The sequence below is a fragment of the Virgibacillus litoralis genome, from assembly GCF_017873675.1.
GTDB lineage: Bacteria > Bacillota > Bacilli > Bacillales > Amphibacillaceae > Lentibacillus > Lentibacillus litoralis.
Genome location: NZ_JAGGKK010000009.1, coordinates 37140 through 53997, shown reverse-complemented (window position 1 = coordinate 53997; position 16858 = coordinate 37140). Strand labels below are relative to the sequence as shown.

Below are 16858 nucleotides of genomic sequence, written 5' to 3'. Positions count from 1 at the left end.
CGGTTTCTTTTATTGCCAAGGATATTGATGTGGAAAAAAATTCACTCATGATAAGTGACTGGAGGTATTTAAAATGCTGCGGCGCATCGTTTATTTTTTTCGGGAAAATAGCTGGGAAACTGTTTGCTTCACTCAGGATCTGGAAGAATACGGGAGAGTTAAAGGTAATCTTAATGATGCAGGAATAATTGCGAAAACAAAATCAGCCACACCAATGAATGGAAATTTAGGAAGTGTAAACTTTTCATCAACCTATGATATTAAGGTTAAACAGAAATATCTGCATAAGGCACAAGAGGCTATCCATAAGAGCCGATATTAGAATTAACAGATCAAGTAGAATTTAAATAATCAACAAAAAGGCGCATATCTTCTCATAAAGGATGCGTCTTTTTTGGCAGATAAGAAAGTATAAATCCTTTCTTACTGCATAAGTGCAACTAAGGCAATTCGCCCAAAGGCTTGGCGAATGCCAAGTTTTCTAACAGGAAATTTGATGGCTATAATAGAAGTTATCAAAAGGGGGAGGGTTCTTAATTGAACCGTAATAAGCTAATCATTGGCATTGTCGGACTTGTGATTTTACTAATTGCTACAACCTCTGTAATGAAATCTCTAAACAAAGAAGTCATTGAACATAACTACACTTTTGTGGGCGAAAGTGAAAATTGGAAAGCAGAATATAGAGTAAAAGGTCAGGAAGTGTTCTATGAAGAGAATGACACCTTTGAATATGACAGCGAAAGCAAATCACAATTAAAACTTACGTATAAAGGTGATCTCAATGAATTATCATTGGTGAGAAGCCTGGAATTTAATTATGAAGCCCCATTAAACGGAGGGGGGAAAGGACTTGAATTTGACAAGCCACCTGAACAGAAAGTCTTTACGCATAGCAGCAATGATTTAGTATCAGAGGATGCAGTAATTGATGTCAATGTTCAATGGGATGAAAATAAAGAAGAATTCACGTTAAAAAGCAAAGAACAACCTTAGCTTGATGACTCCCGGAACGTAATATCGATAACTTTTTCTGTTTCAGTGTTAAATTCTATGTTTATAAACACACCGAATTCTCTATTGTTTTCTTTTAGCCAGAGTTTGAACTTTTCAACTGTTGAACCATCTTTCGTTTCACTTCCTCTGTGAAGGTAATCGATGATATCAGCATTAGGGTACTTTGCTTTCGTCTCCTTCATAGCCATTCTTCCCCATTTAGCATAAGAAGGGATATCTATTTTTGCAACTGCAATTTGTTGAACTGGAAACGCTCCTAGGTTAGTTGGGAAAAGTAATAGAATTACACTGAATGAAATGAGTATTAGTCGCATGTACATGCCTCCAATCTAATGTTTATTGTGTCATTACGACTGATTTTTATACGAAGCGAGAAGAGGGGATAGATAAAATATGATGAAAAGAATAGATTTTGGGGTAAAACTGTTAATGACTAGCGCAATCATATATGGCTCAGCCCTGATTGCATCTGCAATTTATGCTGCCGAGTTTCGTAATTTTAGCATGGCATTAAAAGAAATTGGCACAATTCCACTTACAATAGCTAGTATTACGGCACTGGCAGGTATTTATGTTATTATTTACGCAATAAAAAAATCATAAGATAAAGTATCAGAGAAGGAGAGTCATGCATGAACAAGACGCTCACAGTCTTTCTTTTAAGCGCAATTGTTACAGTTGTGTTTTTTATAAGTATTGAATTTATGAATAATCAGGATGAGACTATAGAGGTTGACCCATCTTTTCAATCTGATGGAAAAATAGAACAGCTGTCATCAAAAGACAAAACCCGTATAAATGAACAGAAGGAAATGGAACAAAAACTTCAGAATGAGTATGTGGCGGGAACCTATTCCCTAAATGATCCTTTTATCACGGTTGATCCTTATGGGGTAACCCCATTAACAGCGTTGGCTATGTTTAAAACGGACGAGCCTGTACAGATTACTGTAACGGTTGAGGGGAAAGATGAAAACGGGGATGTTCAGCATACATATGATCAGTTTAAAAAAGAACATTCCGTACCTGTTCTTGGCTTATATCCGGATTATGAAAATACGGTGACTATCGAAGCAACTACTGAATCTGGCGAAACGATAAGCAGTACCGTGACAATCCAAACAGAGCCATTACCAGATGATTTCTTAACAACCAATGTTGTTGAGTCCAATCCAGAAAAAATGGAAAATGGAATGACATTTATTGTTCCAAGTTCACGGTATGTATATGCAGTCGATCACAATGCAGAGGTCAGATGGTATTCAACCTTATGGAATTCGCATGTTTTTGAGCGACTCGAGAACGGAAATCTGTTGTACATTACCAAAGAAGAAGGGCAGGAAAAATACAACGAAATGCTTGAAATGGACATGCTTGGGAAAGTTAATAACTCCTATATAATCCAGCTTGGCAATTATGAAGATACAAACTTGGTCCATCATGGTGCAATAGAGTTACCTAATGGAAATCTTCTGGCGACGGTTCATGACACGGAATCAGACTATATTGAAGATGAAATGATTGAGATTGACCGAGATACAGGGGAGACCGTACGTGAGTTTAGTTATCGGGATGTATTTCCGGAATCCTTGTATCAGAACTACGACGGACCCAGCTCTGACGAAGGGGATTGGTTTCACCAAAATGCTGTCTGGTATGACAAAAATGATGATGCTATTTTAGTATCCAGCCGACACCAGGATCTTATTATGAAACAATCGTATCCAGAAGGTGAAATACAATGGATTCTTGCCGCTGATGAAGAATGGCCTGACTCGTATGAGAAATATTTATTGACTCCAAAGGGAGACGACTTCAAGTTTCCAGGTGGACCACATGCGATGATGACAATGCCTGATCAGGATAATAACAAACAGACAGAGGACATTCTCTTGTTTGACAACAATATTGTGATCACAAGAGGTGACGATCCACTTAGTGAAGATTTCAGCCGCATGGTACAGTATCGTGTCAATCCAGAAAAAATGACGGTTGAAGAGGTTTGGGCATTTGGTGAAGAACGTGATGAAGCATTATATTCACGCATTGTAGGGGATGCAAACTATCACTATGATACAGGGAATCGAATGCTGACATCAGGCTATATTGAGGTAGAGGATGGCATGAATAGCAGGGTAATCGAAGTAAACAATGAGCAGCCTGCAGATGTGATCTATGAAATTGTTATATCGGATTTCGAAGAGGAAAGCCACCGCCAAGCCTATCGGGCCTTTCGATTACCATTATATTCAGAGGAAAAAATGGAATATTGATTTAGGAGAATGAGGAGGAGCGCCATACAAGGGGACCCTTCCTACGTGGCGCAGATTCATTTCCAGACTCCAGTATTGACTGGTCTAACTACAACAATGTAGCAAGTTCACATCTTCGTCACAACTTTTCATCTAAATTGTGAAATACTGAACAATATAAACAAAATTAAGTGATTCCATGTTACTATATAAGTGTAGTAAAGAGATTCATCCAATTTAAATTGTGAAATACTGAACAAACAAAATATAAAAACTTTAAGGAGATGGATATCATGTTTGTAAATTTTATTCGCAATAATAAAGTAGTTGCTGGCATATTGGCGTTTCTTAGAATATACATTGGGTACCAATGGCTGACTGGAGGATATGGAAAGATAACGGGAGGCAGTTTTGAGGCAAGTGGTTTTATGCAAGGAGCAATAGCTAGTGCAAGCGGGGAACATCCAGCTGTTCAAGGCTGGTGGGCAACCTTCCTTGAAACATTCGCAATGCCGAACGCTGAGTTATTTAGCTTTATGGTTATGTGGGGCGAGTTGTTAGTTGGGTTAGCGCTAATTTTAGGTATTTTTACAAACTTTGCAGCACTGATGGGTATCACAATGAACTTTGCATTCTTATTCAGTGGTACAGTCAGCACAAATGCTCAAATGGTATTGATTACAGTCTTCATCCTGGTAGCTGGGTATAATGCAGGTCGATTTGGATTAGACCGCTGGGTTGTTCCATTCCTGAAAGCACATAATCCTAAACAAAAACATAAAAATGAGGCAGTAACTGTCTAACTTTTAAAAAATAGGTGCATATGTAAAAAAATTAATACACACGTTAAACTAGCGTGTGTATTTTTAATCCGATATACAGATCGGCAGTGAATCCTCGTTCCGCTTAATGAACAATAACAGTGAAATAATGCGGCTTAACAAGCGAAATGACGGAACGAGGATCCATCATGGTTAACAATGCGGATCCTGGCTTGTATTTTACTCCCACTCGATGAAACCTCGCAAATGAAGTTCATCCAGTTACGTATTCTGCTAAGACACTTTGTACTTTATAAATATTTAGTTGTTTGTTGAATGTTTTTTGAACAGGTGCTGATGCGCCAGAAATCCAGATCTTCAACTCAGCCTCCAAATCAAATGTTCCAGCTGTTTCGATTGAAAAGTGTGTAATATTTTTGTATGGAATTGAATGATATTCTGTCTTTTTCCCGGTTACGCCTTGCTTGTCCACTAAAACAAGTCGCTTGTTGGTGAAGACCATTAAGTCGCGAATTAGTTTATATGCATGTTCTACTCTTTCGGTCGAGCTTAATAATTCTGTAAGTTCTTTTTCTACATCTTTAGCATCCACTTCAGATGCGTTCCCCATCATACCATCAAAAATTCCCATAAGAAATTCCTCCTAAATTATATTTCCTTTATTATAACAAACTTCAAATTATAATTATTAAATGTTTAAGTTTTCCAGTTATGTACAGAATAAGGTTTGAAAGAATTTCACCAAATAGAAAGGAGCTTACTAAACATGAAGAGGTGGATCGTTTTAATTGCTACAATGGTATTTTTCTTTGTATTAATTGGATGCGCAGATACAGATGAGATGGAAAATACTCATCAAGAAGGTAACGAGCCGAGTATAGAAACGTTTGGAAGTCTAAGCGAAGAAACAACAGAAGTTAATGTAACAATGTATAATAGGGATATGGAAAAAGTCGGAACAGCAACAATTAGACAAGTACATGATGGAATTAATATTACGCTTGATGCGTCGAACTTGCCACCAGGTACCCACGGGTTTCACATTCATGAAAAAGGATTATGCGAAGCGCCCGATTTTGAGTCGGCCGGTGGTCACTTCAATCCGACCAACGCGAAACATGGATTTGAACATCCAGAGGGACCACATGCTGGGGACTTGCCAAATATAGTAGTAAAAGAGGATGGAACAGTACGAACAGAAGGCATAGCTGATATGGTGACACTAATAAAAGGTAAAAAGAATTCCTTACTTAAAAATGATGGTACGGCGCTTATAATTCATGCTGAAGCAGACGATTATAGGTCACAGCCATCTGGTAATGCAGGTGATAGGATAGCGTGCGGTGTAATAGGCGAATAGATGTATTGCCCAGGTTTTTCTATGGCTAAGAATTTCTTCATTAAGACTTGCACTCCAAGGTATACAAACTTTTGTATACCTTTTATATTATATGAAAAACATCTAAATGCTTTCATCTGTTAAACTAGATGCTAGTAAATGAGTATAGAGGGTGTTTTTTTGGATACAATTGTTTTATTCTCGATAATTATCCTGGTCGCGTCAATTTTACAAACAAGCACAGGTTTTGGCTTTTCAATAATGGCAACACCATTTTTATTGCTGTTATTTGAGCCACGTGATGCAATCCAGATTAATCTGGTTTTGTCGCTGGTGATTTCAATTGCGCTCATTATGAAAATAAAGAAAGATATCGATATGGAAATTTTAAAACGATTTATAGTGGGAAGTCTATTTGGCTTGCCTATAGGTATTTCAATATTTTTAATGATGGACATGACAGTACTAAAGCTTGCAGTTAGTGTACTTATACTCGTATTGACGTTGCTGTTAGTTCTGAAATTTCGTATACGTCAGACAAGCAAGCGTGATTTACTGGTAGGCGGGTTTTCAGGTGTATTTACAACTAGTATCGGTATGCCAGGTCCACCAATACTTTTATATTTTTCTGGAACTGACACGACAAAGGAAAAACTGCGTGGTACAACATTAGCATTCTACTTATGGATTTATTTGGCGAGTTTGCTTGTTCAAGTGTTTTTTGCAGGCACATCGAAAGAAATTTGGGTATCGAGTGCAATGGCATTGCCAATTGTTGTAATTGGATTGTTTATAGGGCAAGTTTTATTCAGGTGGATTAGTCAAGACCTGTTTCGCAAACTTACATATGTATTGCTATTATTTACGGGTATTTATTTGTTTGTACAGCAGGTGCAATAGCCCGTTAATTTAAAAAATCGTAAAAACTGGTACGAATGTACGTTTCTTATTGTATAAGTTCATATTATAATAGGACAAGGATAATGTTCTTTTAGGGAGGTCGGCTAACCCTTTTGTGAAAAGGGGGTGATGCCTCTGAGCGTGTATGAAGTGATGATGGTGCTGGGAAGTTTTGGTACCATGTTAATTGCATTGCTCGCCTTGATCATTTCGACGATCAATAAAAAATAGACCCTCCCTATTTTCCCTGAAATGATATTAGGGTGAGGTCTATTCGCAAAGAAATGGCTGATCCCTTAGGGGAACCACTTATCCAGAGACCACAGTTCACGCTGTGGTCTTTTTAGGTCTTACTGCATAAGTGCACCTGAGGCTTATCTATATTGGGGATTGACGATAAGCCAAGTTTTCTAAGCAGGTGAAAAAGTTTTTATACTCTCTTACAATATGTGCAACTTAGGCTAATTTATGCAATCCACAGTATAAAAGGGCTTTAAGAAAGCATCAAGACTCCCTTTAATAAGCCAAGTTCTAATATATTTATTATCTGATTAAAGTATACCATATTCTGCTGCTAGTGTGAATAAACTCAAAAACTAAAAGTATTAACACTGCGAAACGGAAAATGACAGGCGTGAATGAGCCATGTATAATGTGTTTTTGAGTATCAAAGGGAGGGACGGAAATTAATGACTACAAATTCGCAGGTAAAGACTTCAACTATCCCGGATAAAATTTGGTCAAAGGATTTCGTGCTTATTTGTTTGGCTAACTTCTTCATTTTCCTAGGATTTCAAATGACGCTTCCAACCTTACCGCTTTTCGTCAAAGAATTAGGAGGCAGTGATCAATTAATAGGTGTTATTGTTGGTGTTTTTACATTCTCAGCCCTCCTTCTCCGTCCATATGCTGGGCATGCATTGGAATCGAAGGGCAGAGGTTTTGTTTATATGACAGGCCTTGCTATTTTTGTATTATCTGTTGGATCTTATGCATTTGCCGCAAGTATTGTGTTTTTATTTATTATGCGAATTATGCAAGGTGTCGGCTGGGGTTTGTCTACCACCGCAACTGGAACGATTGCAACAGACCTGATTCCTCCAAAGCGACGTGGTGAAGGAATGGGGTACTTTGGTTTATCTAGTAATCTGGCACTCGCATTTGGTCCAACGTTAGGGCTCACATTGGTTGGGCACATTTCTTTTACGCAACTATTTCTGATTTGTGCTTTGTTAGGATTTGTGGCATTTTTGTTATCATCAAGAATTCGTTATAAAAAGGTTGATCAATTAGCAGCAAAAACAACCACTGTCAAATTTGATATTTTTGAAAAAACTGCAATACAACCAGCAGTGCTATTGTTTTTTATAACTGTTACATTTGGAGGTATCACATCCTTCCTGCCGTTATATGCTGAGGAAAAACATATACTTGGAATTGAATCATACTTCCTTGTATTTGCTCTTTTCCTAATGGTTTCCAGGACTTTTGCGGGGAAAATTTATGATAAAAAGGGACATGTATATGTATTTTTGCCAGGGACAATTCTTATCTTTTGTGCAATGCTTTTATTATCATGGCTGCCAAGTACATTTATTATGCTAATTGCAGCTGGAATGTATGGGCTTGGATTTGGTTCAGTGCAGCCAGCATTACAGGCTTGGTCCGTAGATAAAGCTCCTGATAATCGAAAGGGAATGGCAAACGCTACATTCTTTTCGTTTTTCGATTTAGGTGTTGGAATAGGTGCAATCACATTTGGCCAGCTTGCCTATATGTTTGATTATAGTGTAATTTATGTAACCTCCGCCGGCTCCGTATTATTTTCAATTATTCTTTACCTATATTTATTTATAAGAACAAAGCGTAAAAACCAAGCAGCTGCATAATTGCTGCTTGGTTTTATTATGCATAAATACTATCGCCGCCCAACCCGAAAAGGTGGCATAAAAAATAAATTTTTAGTTGATGCCACTTTTTACTGCTGAGAAACGATAGTAGTAGTGAAAGGAGGTGATTGACATGGCTGTATCACAAATAGTTAAAACACAATTAACGTTAACACTGGATGACGGCAACGATATTCTAACAGGTGATATCATCTACAAAACCAAAAGTTTTAATAACGTTAAACCTGCTGCAACTGCTGATCAGTTGTACGCAATCGCAACAGCTTTTGCAGGACTTCAGGAACGTCCGCTTTACAATATTGAACGTAAAGACAGCTCAGAAGTTAGTCAGGCATAATTCATAAAAAAATAAAAGGGAGGAGGAAATATAATGAAGAAGCTTGAACTTAAATTTTTAAATAACGAAGGTAAAACTGTAACATATTCAATGGAAAACCCGGTTGAACCAGTTGATCCAGCTGCTGTCACCAGCGCAATGGACGAAATCATCACACAAGACGCATTCACATCATCAGGCGGCAGTCTAGTTTCAAAAAAGAGCGCACGTATCGTAGAACGTAACGTAGCTGAAATTGAACTAGCTTAATAAGGTAGCGATAATCGTTATTATCTGTTCTAAAGACCAGTGGCACTCGAGCCCTTGGTCTTTTTTTAGCAGATGAGAAAGTATAAATCCTTTCTTACTGCATAAGTGCAACTAAGGCTTGGTGATAAGCCAAGTTTTCTAAACAGCTATGAAAGCATAAATATGTAAAAATTCAAATCAGACAGGAGTGATTTCATTGGAAACATGGGTATCCTTTGTGACAGAAGTAGGCTTTCCGATTGTGGTAACATTCTATTTGTTACACCGCATCGAAGGTAAACTTAACGATCTAATCGTATCCATCCAGGCACTGCCAAGTAAGTTGAAGTAGGACTCTCACATGAGAGCTCTTACTTCATAAGTGCAACTAAGGCTGTATCTATCAGGCATACGCTCCAAAGTATAAGTGTTCTAGAATACAATCACGCTCTCGTAAGAATCCAATTAACGAATGCCTAAATTTCTGAGCCTTCCTTTAAACTTGTCCTTTAAAGTATAATTTCCTCCAGAATATCCCATCCTTGTAAAAGTATTTAGTTTAAAAAACAGAACTTGTCATATACAATAATAGATAAAGAGATGGTAGAAGGTAGGGTACTTGTGTTTTGAAAAGTTTTCGTGATATCAATATACAAAAAATGTTTCCATCCGTTGTCTACAGACGCGGTTTGGAGTATTACAATAAAAACCTAGTTAGTGAATTACTGTATGACATAAATTATCAAGTCTGGACTGCAACTGTACACGGGACTGAGGATTATTTTGTTGAAATTAATACGTCCGATTTTGCGAAGGGGTCTGTTGACGCGTATTGTGATTGCCCGGCATTTGACACATATGGATCGTGTAAGCATATTGTTGCCACTCTAATTTCAATTTCTGTTAGAGAAACAAATAATCCTCCTCGGAAAATAGGTGATAACTATCAAACTACTAATTGGCTGATCGATTCCATATCATCATTAACTAATTTTCAGCCAACATCTGAAGTGTTATCCCAAAAAGTACCCCTGCATGTAGAGTATTACTGCAAGTGGTCGTTTGAACGTAATCTGTTATTGGAATTAAAAGTCGGTGAGAAAAGATGCCTTGTTGTTAAAAATGCACATGATTTTCTAAACGATGTTATGGAAGGAAACGAGCATTACTTTACAAAGACTTTCACATATAATCCGGAAACACATTATTTCCTGCAGCAGGATATGGAGATCTTTGAATTGTTGTATTCCGTATTACGCAATGAAAAGATATATCTTGATCGCGGCATCTATCATTACCAGGACTCACCAGAACGGTCAGTTGTTATCCCGCCATTACTTGTAAAACAGTTATTGCACATGCTCATTAAACGAGACTTCACTGTTGAGACAAGGGATCAGAGCTTTCAGCATATCGATGTTGTAGAGGATGAACTGCCATTCCATTTTGACCTTGCGAAAAATGAACAGGGAGAACTGATTTTGTCCATGGACGATATGGCTTCCATGACTTATTTCAAGCTATATCAAATGCTGTTTTCACATGGTGCATTTTATTTTCCTCTGAAGGAACAGATTCCGATTATCGAACAAATCACCCAGGTGGGAAGAGAAAACGAACACCTTCCTATTCCTAAAAAGCAGGCTGATGCTTTTATTTCCGAAGTCCTTCCATCACTTAAGAAGGTCGGGGATGTGCAAATAGATGAAAATGTCGCAGCAGAAATAATTCAAGTGCCTTTACGTGCAAAGTTATACCTGGAAGTTCAGGCAGATTGGATTGTCGGCAAACTTGAATATCATTATGGTGACTACCAGATTGATCCGTTTAGCGGTCGTGAACAGGATGATGTCATCATTATTCGTGATGTTGAAAAAGAACAGCAGATAATGCATCTTATTGAGCATGCGAACTTTCATTACAATGGTAAAGAATTATATATCGAAGCAGATGAAGAAAGTCTATATGAATTTCTATATGATGTACTGCCATTGCTTGATAAATATGTCGAGCTATTCCTTACTTCAGAGATACGTAACTTTATTGTAGAAAATGAGCCATCGCCTAGTACGAGTGTACGACATGAATCATCTTCAAACCTGCTTGAAATTGGCTTTGATATTGATGGTGTGGATGATTCAGAAATCAGTCAGATTCTCAATGCTGTAATGGAAAAGAAACGCTACTACAGAATGCAAAGCGGTGCATTACTTTCTCTCGAGGGAGACGAATTTTCTTCCATGAAGCAACTTTTTGATGATTTGGTTATTCATAAAGACGACTTACACGATGGGAATGTTCAAATGCCTGTCTACCGTGGTGCACAGGTTGATGAGTTAATTGACACAAAAAAGAATTACGACCCGTCTTTTCGTAAACTTTTGCATCAGCTGAAATCCCCGGAGGAACAGGTTTATCCATTGCCGGAGAATCTTAATGCAACATTACGAGATTACCAAATGACCGGGTATCAATGGTTTAAGTCATTAAGTGCATATTATCTTGGGGGTATACTGGCTGATGATATGGGGCTTGGAAAAACATTACAGAGTATTGCTTATATCCTGTCAGAGCCCAGTGATAAACCACATTTGATTGTTGCACCATCATCAGTTGTATACAACTGGAAAAATGAATGTGATAAATTTGCACCCGATTTGAATGTGGCAATTCTAACTGGAGCCCCATTAGAACGCGTGAAGAAGATTGAGGAACTTACTGATATGGATGTATGGATTACATCCTATGCAACACTGCGGCAGGATATAGAGCTTTATCGCGAGCAATCATTCCAAACATTAATTTTAGATGAGTCACAGTATATTAAAAACTATGCAACAAAGACATCGAAAGCAATTCGTGAAATTAAAGCGAGTAGAAGATTTGCTTTAAGTGGAACACCAATCGAAAATTCAATCGACGAGCTGTGGGCAATTTTTCAGGTTATATTACCCGGACTAATGCCAAATCAACGTAGCTTTAAACAGTTATCACATGAAAAAATTGCCAAACTGACAAAGCCATTTATTTTGCGACGGCTGAAAAAAGATGTATTAAAAGAGCTGCCAGATAAAATCGAAACAGTTCATGTATCTGAATTAACAAAGGACCAAAAGGATCTGTATGTTGGTTATTGGCGCGATCTGCAGCAAGAAGCAGCGCAGTCCATGAAGGAAAGTGGCTTTAACCAAAATAGGATGAAAATTCTGGCTGGGTTAACCAGGTTGCGTCAGATATGCTGCCATCCATCAGTTTTTGTGGAAAATTACCAGGGAGAATCAGGAAAGCTCAACCAGTTAATGGATACCGTTCGAAATGCAATTGCAAATGGAAAGCGGATGCTGATATTCTCACAATTCACAAGCATGCACGAGATAATTATTGAGAAACTGAAACAAGAGGAGATTGATTACTTTTATTTACATGGGCAAACAGCTTCAGAGGACCGCGTAAAAATGAGTGAGCGTTTTAATAATGGCGAAAATAATGTATTTCTCATTTCGCTTAAAGCGGGTGGGACAGGGTTGAACTTAACTGGTGCAGACACCGTTATCCTGTATGATTTATGGTGGAATCCGGCAGTTGAGGATCAGGCTACAGGTCGTGCACACCGTTTTGGTCAGAAAAATGTTGTCCAAGTAATCCGCCTCATAACAGAGGGGACAATCGAAGAAAAAATATATGACCTCCAGCAGAAAAAACGTGAGCTGATTGATCAGGTAATCCAGCCGGGTGAAACAATGCTGTCTAGCCTAAGTGAAGATGATGTCCGGGAACTTCTTAATATATAAGTATCCGAGTCCATATGATGTGTGCACGTTTGATCAGATTATAAATAGGTTATTATTATTATTGCAGATTCATAATATCTATAAAGGAGATGGTGAGATTGGTTGGTGTGCTTAAAGGATTTGTGAAATTTTTTGTTTCCAACCTAGCAGTTGTACTAGCCATAATGCTCCTACCTATATTTCTAATAACCGATTCAGTAACATTCTTCGATGATATAATGAATTATTTATTTAACAACAAAAAATCTTAAGCAAAACCCAGTGGAGGCTCATCAGCCGACCTAAGGTGCGCGAACTAGACATTCACCAAGCCCTTTGGTGGATGCCATAGTTGCACTTATGCAGTAAGAAAGTTGTTATAGTTTCTTAACTGCAAAATAAATCCGAACTAATTCGAATTCTATTTCAAGAATTTCGAATCGTAGTTCGGATTTTATTTTGTTCCGGTATTTTTTTGTTACTGATTAAACCTAGGAGAGTAACGGACCCACACCCCGAAAACATAGAAGTGGTCAGAGCAACTATTCACTTTCCACAGTCGATTACTGATTCAATTGAAATAATTTCCGTGGTCGTCCCTTCATATAAGGTTTTTCCTCGCCAACTATTTTAATAACTTCACCAGACAATAGTTTTTTAACAGTACGCTCTGCACTTCGCTTCGTGACCCGATAGTAACTGGCGATATCATTTGATGAAAAGGGTTCATTGTTTCTGACTTCGATAAAGTCTATAAAGTTATAGGATAACTCATTGTTAAGCTTAGCTTGATGGATTAAGGAACGGTACAATTCCGATGTATTAAATTCCTTTTCAACTCCAAGCGGACCAATGGTATCTTGACGTTCATTGACAATATAACATGTACCATCGTTTGACTGGGTACAAGCTTCCAATGCTAACTTTGCGTTGTCCTCGGCTTGTTTAGCAGTTAGACCAAGACCGAACCCTATATCTACCGAGGTGTTTAAGGCACGCTCCATTTCCTTGAGTAATGGAAAGTCACGGTAATGATTGGTGATGTGATCCAAGATCCCTCTTGTTCCAAATATTACAAACTTATCATTGCCATTTGATAGAACAGAAGCATATGTTTTTTGGGAGTAATTTAATAGAATTTGGTGTAGCTTTAGCTGTAATTGCTGTGCTTGAAAATCGCCTTTTACTGACTTAATCAAATCGAATTCTTTGATCTGAACGTAGCCAGCAACGATTTGAGCGCTTTTAGATTGATTTAGAGTTGTAATAGATTTGGCTTGTTCAACTGCGCGTTCAATGTTAAGTAAGGGAATTTCCATACAGCTAGTTGGAATACCCTTGTCCTTCAAAATTGACTCAACCTCTTCGATCGAAGTAAGGGCGTAATCAATTTTACCCTCATTCCATAGATTTTCATGATATCCGGCAATCCGGTTAATATCTACTGGTTCATCATTTCCATAACTGTAAGTATATATTTCCTCATTGGTTAACTCCATTTCATTCAAAACCTTATCAACATGCCTTCGACTCATCACATCAATTGAAAGTCGATTCAGTTCCTGTTTGTGATGATTTCTGACTCGGTAAAAAGAAGTTAAGATCATGTATTCATCAAAATCAACCTGTACTGCCGGGAGTCTCTTCTTCTCTACCTTATCTTTTGCATATAAGTACGGTAATGATCCCGCAAATAAATAAATATCACACATAAACGCCTTTTCGACCAATTCAGTGGTCTCTTTTGCTTCAGTATAAACAAACGGGAAAATTTCAATGTCCTCTTGGTCTTCAACATATTTAGTAAGGCGATCAATTAACTTCTCGCGCCCAAAAACAGCAATTTTTACTTTCACTATTATTCCTCCTCATAACTAGTTTGATTTTATGTAATCAATTAATAGGTTTCCTATGTCTGCAATATGTCTTTTTCCTATTCCGTTATTCTTCCAGCCCTCACTCATAACAACTGCTTCAATGCGCTTGTTCTGGTATTCCAGAATAGCAGCATCATGTTCCACGCCATCTAACTCGCCTGATTTATGATATAGGTGTACATCTGAGTTAAAGGGTAAATAGCTGGCAAGTTTGTCCCTAAATTGCTGATTCGATAATATTTTTACAATTTGTGATCTGCTATTGTCATTTATCGTTTTGCAGTGATCAGCAATAGTAGATAAGAATTGATACATATCGTATGCGCTCGTATAATTTTCAAGCCCGGCGCTTTGTGATGCTATATCCATAAACTTGCGTTGCATTTCGGTATGCTCACATTTCAAATCTCTCGCTAGTGCATTAACCTGATACATTTCTACCTTATCAAGAACAATGTTTGCAGCAGTGTTATCGGAAATGATAATCATTAATTCCATCAAATTTTTATAACTATATACATTCGAGCTAGTAAGATAATTTATAACGCCTGCCCCGCCAACCTTCATATCTTGCTCAATATATACTAGTGAGTCAGCCCGGAACAGATCAGATTCAAGCTGGCGGAAGGCCTCAATTAGGATAGGTATTTTAATTAAGCTAGCTGCCTTTCTGGGTTCATATGCATTAATAGCGATATCTCCGTCATTGGTATGTATAAAGATAGAGAAATTGTCTATCGTTTCGTTGATAATAGTACGAATACCAGTTTCAAGTTGCAGTTGGTTCACCTTTATTTCCACATCCTTATACTCAAATTAACATTTAACGACACCATTCGTTAATAATAACATATTACGAAATTTTCACAATATTGTCAAGAAGGAAAGTTAGGAAAGTTTTAGGAAGATTTTAGGAGATGTTAGATAGTATGGTATTCTAGTATTGGGAATGAAAAGAGGAGGAGGGTGTTGGTGTGAATGAATTATTTGAAAAGCTGCATATGGAAGTACCTATAATTCAAGCAGGAATGGCTGGTGGGATAACAACTCCAGAAATGGTAGCAGCTGTCACTCAGAATGGAGCACTTGGCACGATTGGAGCTGGGTATATGAGTGCGGCAGTATTAAAGGAAAAAATTCAAAAAGTGAAAAGTCTAACCAATAATCCATTCGCGGTTAATATATTTGCCACCAACTTGGAGACATTCTCCACTGATATTCAGAGAATGCAACATATATTAAACAACTATAGAAAAGAATTGGACATTGACCCAGGAGAAGATTCAGTTAAAGTTAAAGACAATCTAGAAGAGAAGATTTATGTCATCCTGGAGGAAAATATTCCTATAGTAAGCACAGCATTTGGTGTTTTGTCTTCTGTTTTGATTAGACGCTTAAAGGAAAATAACGTCACCCTAATTGGGATGGCTACAAATCTTGATGAGGCTAAACAATTAGAGGATGCAGGATACGACGCAATTGTCGCCCAGGGGAGTGAAGCGGGTGGACACCGTGGCACATTTGATGTAATAAAACACCCAAATGGAAGCAATATTGGTTTGCATGTGCTGCTGCAGGAAATGTTGGACACTGTCTCATTGCCGGTTATAGCAGCGGGTGGAATCCATAAAAAGAAACAAGTTAAAGCATTATTAGCAATGGGAGCAGAAGGAGTTCAGCTCGGCACGCGGTTTCTGTTAGCAAAAGAAGCTGGAACAAATGAAACATATCGAAGAGCACTCATTAAGGCACAAACAAATGATACCAAAATTACCAACGTCTTCTCTGGCAGACCCGCACGCGCTATTAATAATAGATTCATAGCAGAAGTAGAGGCGAGTGGTATCCCGCCACTGCCTTTTCCAATACAAAATCAGCTTACAAAAGATATTAGGAATGCCGGTAAAGATTTCGCTGTTGCTGATGTGCAATCGCTTTGGGCGGGTCAAGGTGTTGGGAACATTGAAAAAGAAGAAACAGTTACCGAAATTATACAGTCGTTAGTATAACCTCCTTAGTATGAGTTGATAAATTCCTGATCAGGTTGATAACCTGCAATTTAAGTTGATAAGTCACGATACAGGTTGATAATCAGAAATTCAAGTTGATAAGTCCGGATCCAGGTTGATATCCTGCAATTTAAGTTGATAAGTCACGATACAGGTTGATAATCAGAAATTCAAGTTGATAAGTCCGGATCCAGGTTGATAATCTACAATTCAAGTTGATAAGTCCTTGATCAGGTTGATAACCAGCAATTCAAGTTGATAAGTCCGGATCCAGGTTGATAACCAGAAATTCAAGTTGATAAGTCCGGATCCAGGTTGATAACCAGCAATTCAAGTTGATAAGTCACGATACAGGTTGATAATCTTCAATTCAAGTCGATAACCTCTGATAAGAAGAACATTTTTCTACAATAAAAAAGAAATCGGCGTAATAGCCG

The 16858-nt window shown here is 37.8% G+C and carries 18 protein-coding genes; 14 read left to right on the top strand and 4 right to left on the bottom strand.

Features of this window, described 5'->3' with window-relative positions; genetic code table 11:
- The first annotated feature begins 73 nt into the window (after positions 1-73).
- Together J2Z82_RS09305 and J2Z82_RS09300 are read left to right on the top strand one after the other, a co-directional pair.
- Positions 74-322 carry a hypothetical protein gene (locus J2Z82_RS09305; RefSeq protein ID WP_209480527.1) on the top strand — a complete coding sequence of 83 codons (249 nt, stop codon included), beginning with the start codon at positions 74-76 and terminating at the stop codon, positions 320-322.
- Positions 323-537: 215 nt separating this feature from the next.
- Positions 538-996: a hypothetical protein gene (locus J2Z82_RS09300; RefSeq protein ID WP_209480526.1), complete on the top strand. Its 459-nt coding sequence runs from the start codon at positions 538-540 to the stop codon at positions 994-996.
- On the opposite strand, the gene J2Z82_RS09295 is transcribed toward J2Z82_RS09300, so the two are convergent.
- The gene (locus J2Z82_RS09295; protein WP_209480525.1) at positions 993-1331 is read right to left on the bottom strand and encodes a YqzG/YhdC family protein; all 339 of its coding nucleotides are present in this window, start codon (positions 1329-1331) and stop codon (positions 993-995) included. The genes J2Z82_RS09300 and J2Z82_RS09295 overlap by 4 nt on opposite strands.
- A gap of 79 nt (positions 1332-1410) precedes the next feature.
- Here J2Z82_RS09295 and J2Z82_RS09290 point away from each other — a divergent pair, with 79 nt between their 5' ends.
- From J2Z82_RS09290 to J2Z82_RS09280, 3 genes are all read left to right on the top strand, one after another.
- Positions 1411-1620 (top strand): hypothetical protein, encoded by a 210-nt coding sequence (locus tag J2Z82_RS09290; RefSeq protein WP_209480524.1) that lies wholly within the window; start codon positions 1411-1413, stop codon positions 1618-1620.
- A 29-nt stretch (positions 1621-1649) separates the two neighbouring features.
- Positions 1650-3290, top strand: a complete 1641-nt coding sequence (locus tag J2Z82_RS09285) for an aryl-sulfate sulfotransferase (protein WP_209480523.1) — start codon at positions 1650-1652, stop codon at positions 3288-3290.
- A 272-nt stretch (positions 3291-3562) separates the two neighbouring features.
- Positions 3563-4072, top strand: a complete 510-nt coding sequence (locus tag J2Z82_RS09280) for a DoxX family protein (protein WP_209480522.1) — start codon at positions 3563-3565, stop codon at positions 4070-4072.
- Between the two features lie 232 nt (positions 4073-4304).
- On the opposite strand, the gene J2Z82_RS09275 is transcribed toward J2Z82_RS09280, so the two are convergent.
- Positions 4305-4682, bottom strand: coding sequence for a PH domain-containing protein (locus J2Z82_RS09275; RefSeq protein ID WP_209480521.1), 378 nt, complete (start codon positions 4680-4682; stop codon positions 4305-4307).
- Between the two features lie 135 nt (positions 4683-4817).
- Here J2Z82_RS09275 and J2Z82_RS09270 point away from each other — a divergent pair, with 135 nt between their 5' ends.
- The 8 genes from J2Z82_RS09270 to J2Z82_RS09240 all read left to right on the top strand — a co-directional run bounded on the left by J2Z82_RS09270 (position 4818) and on the right by J2Z82_RS09240 (position 12556).
- Positions 4818-5411 (top strand): superoxide dismutase family protein, encoded by a 594-nt coding sequence (locus J2Z82_RS09270; protein ID WP_209480520.1) that lies wholly within the window; start codon positions 4818-4820, stop codon positions 5409-5411.
- A gap of 159 nt (positions 5412-5570) precedes the next feature.
- Positions 5571-6290 carry a sulfite exporter TauE/SafE family protein gene (locus J2Z82_RS09265; protein ID WP_245251320.1) on the top strand — a complete coding sequence of 240 codons (720 nt, stop codon included), beginning with the start codon at positions 5571-5573 and terminating at the stop codon, positions 6288-6290.
- Positions 6291-6419: 129 nt separating this feature from the next.
- The gene (locus tag J2Z82_RS19600) at positions 6420-6521 is read left to right on the top strand and encodes a putative holin-like toxin (RefSeq protein ID WP_280922988.1); all 102 of its coding nucleotides are present in this window, start codon (positions 6420-6422) and stop codon (positions 6519-6521) included.
- 458 nt (positions 6522-6979) lie between these two features.
- On the top strand, positions 6980-8179 hold the full coding sequence (locus tag J2Z82_RS09260; RefSeq protein ID WP_209480518.1) for an MFS transporter: 1200 nt from the start codon (positions 6980-6982) through the stop codon (positions 8177-8179).
- A gap of 133 nt (positions 8180-8312) precedes the next feature.
- Positions 8313-8537, top strand: a complete 225-nt coding sequence (locus J2Z82_RS09255) for a DUF1659 domain-containing protein (RefSeq protein WP_209480517.1) — start codon at positions 8313-8315, stop codon at positions 8535-8537.
- A 33-nt stretch (positions 8538-8570) separates the two neighbouring features.
- Entirely contained in the window at positions 8571-8786 is a 216-nt protein-coding gene (locus J2Z82_RS09250; RefSeq protein ID WP_209480516.1) for a DUF2922 domain-containing protein, read from the top strand.
- A 196-nt stretch (positions 8787-8982) separates the two neighbouring features.
- The gene (locus J2Z82_RS09245; protein WP_092491349.1) at positions 8983-9117 is read left to right on the top strand and encodes a YvrJ family protein; all 135 of its coding nucleotides are present in this window, start codon (positions 8983-8985) and stop codon (positions 9115-9117) included.
- Between the two features lie 274 nt (positions 9118-9391).
- Positions 9392-12556, top strand: a complete 3165-nt coding sequence (locus J2Z82_RS09240) for a DEAD/DEAH box helicase (RefSeq protein WP_209480515.1) — start codon at positions 9392-9394, stop codon at positions 12554-12556.
- 542 nt (positions 12557-13098) lie between these two features.
- Here the strand turns inward: J2Z82_RS09240 and J2Z82_RS09235 are convergent.
- Positions 13099-14391 carry a hypothetical protein gene (locus J2Z82_RS09235; protein ID WP_209480514.1) on the bottom strand — a complete coding sequence of 431 codons (1293 nt, stop codon included), beginning with the start codon at positions 14389-14391 and terminating at the stop codon, positions 13099-13101.
- An 18-nt stretch (positions 14392-14409) separates the two neighbouring features.
- Complete coding sequence (locus tag J2Z82_RS09230) at positions 14410-15201, bottom strand: serine hydrolase (protein ID WP_209480513.1); 792 nt, start codon at positions 15199-15201, stop codon at positions 14410-14412.
- Between the two features lie 185 nt (positions 15202-15386).
- Here J2Z82_RS09230 and J2Z82_RS09225 point away from each other — a divergent pair, with 185 nt between their 5' ends.
- Positions 15387-16421: an NAD(P)H-dependent flavin oxidoreductase gene (locus J2Z82_RS09225; RefSeq protein WP_209480512.1), complete on the top strand. Its 1035-nt coding sequence runs from the start codon at positions 15387-15389 to the stop codon at positions 16419-16421.
- Positions 16422-16858 lie beyond the last annotated feature (437 nt).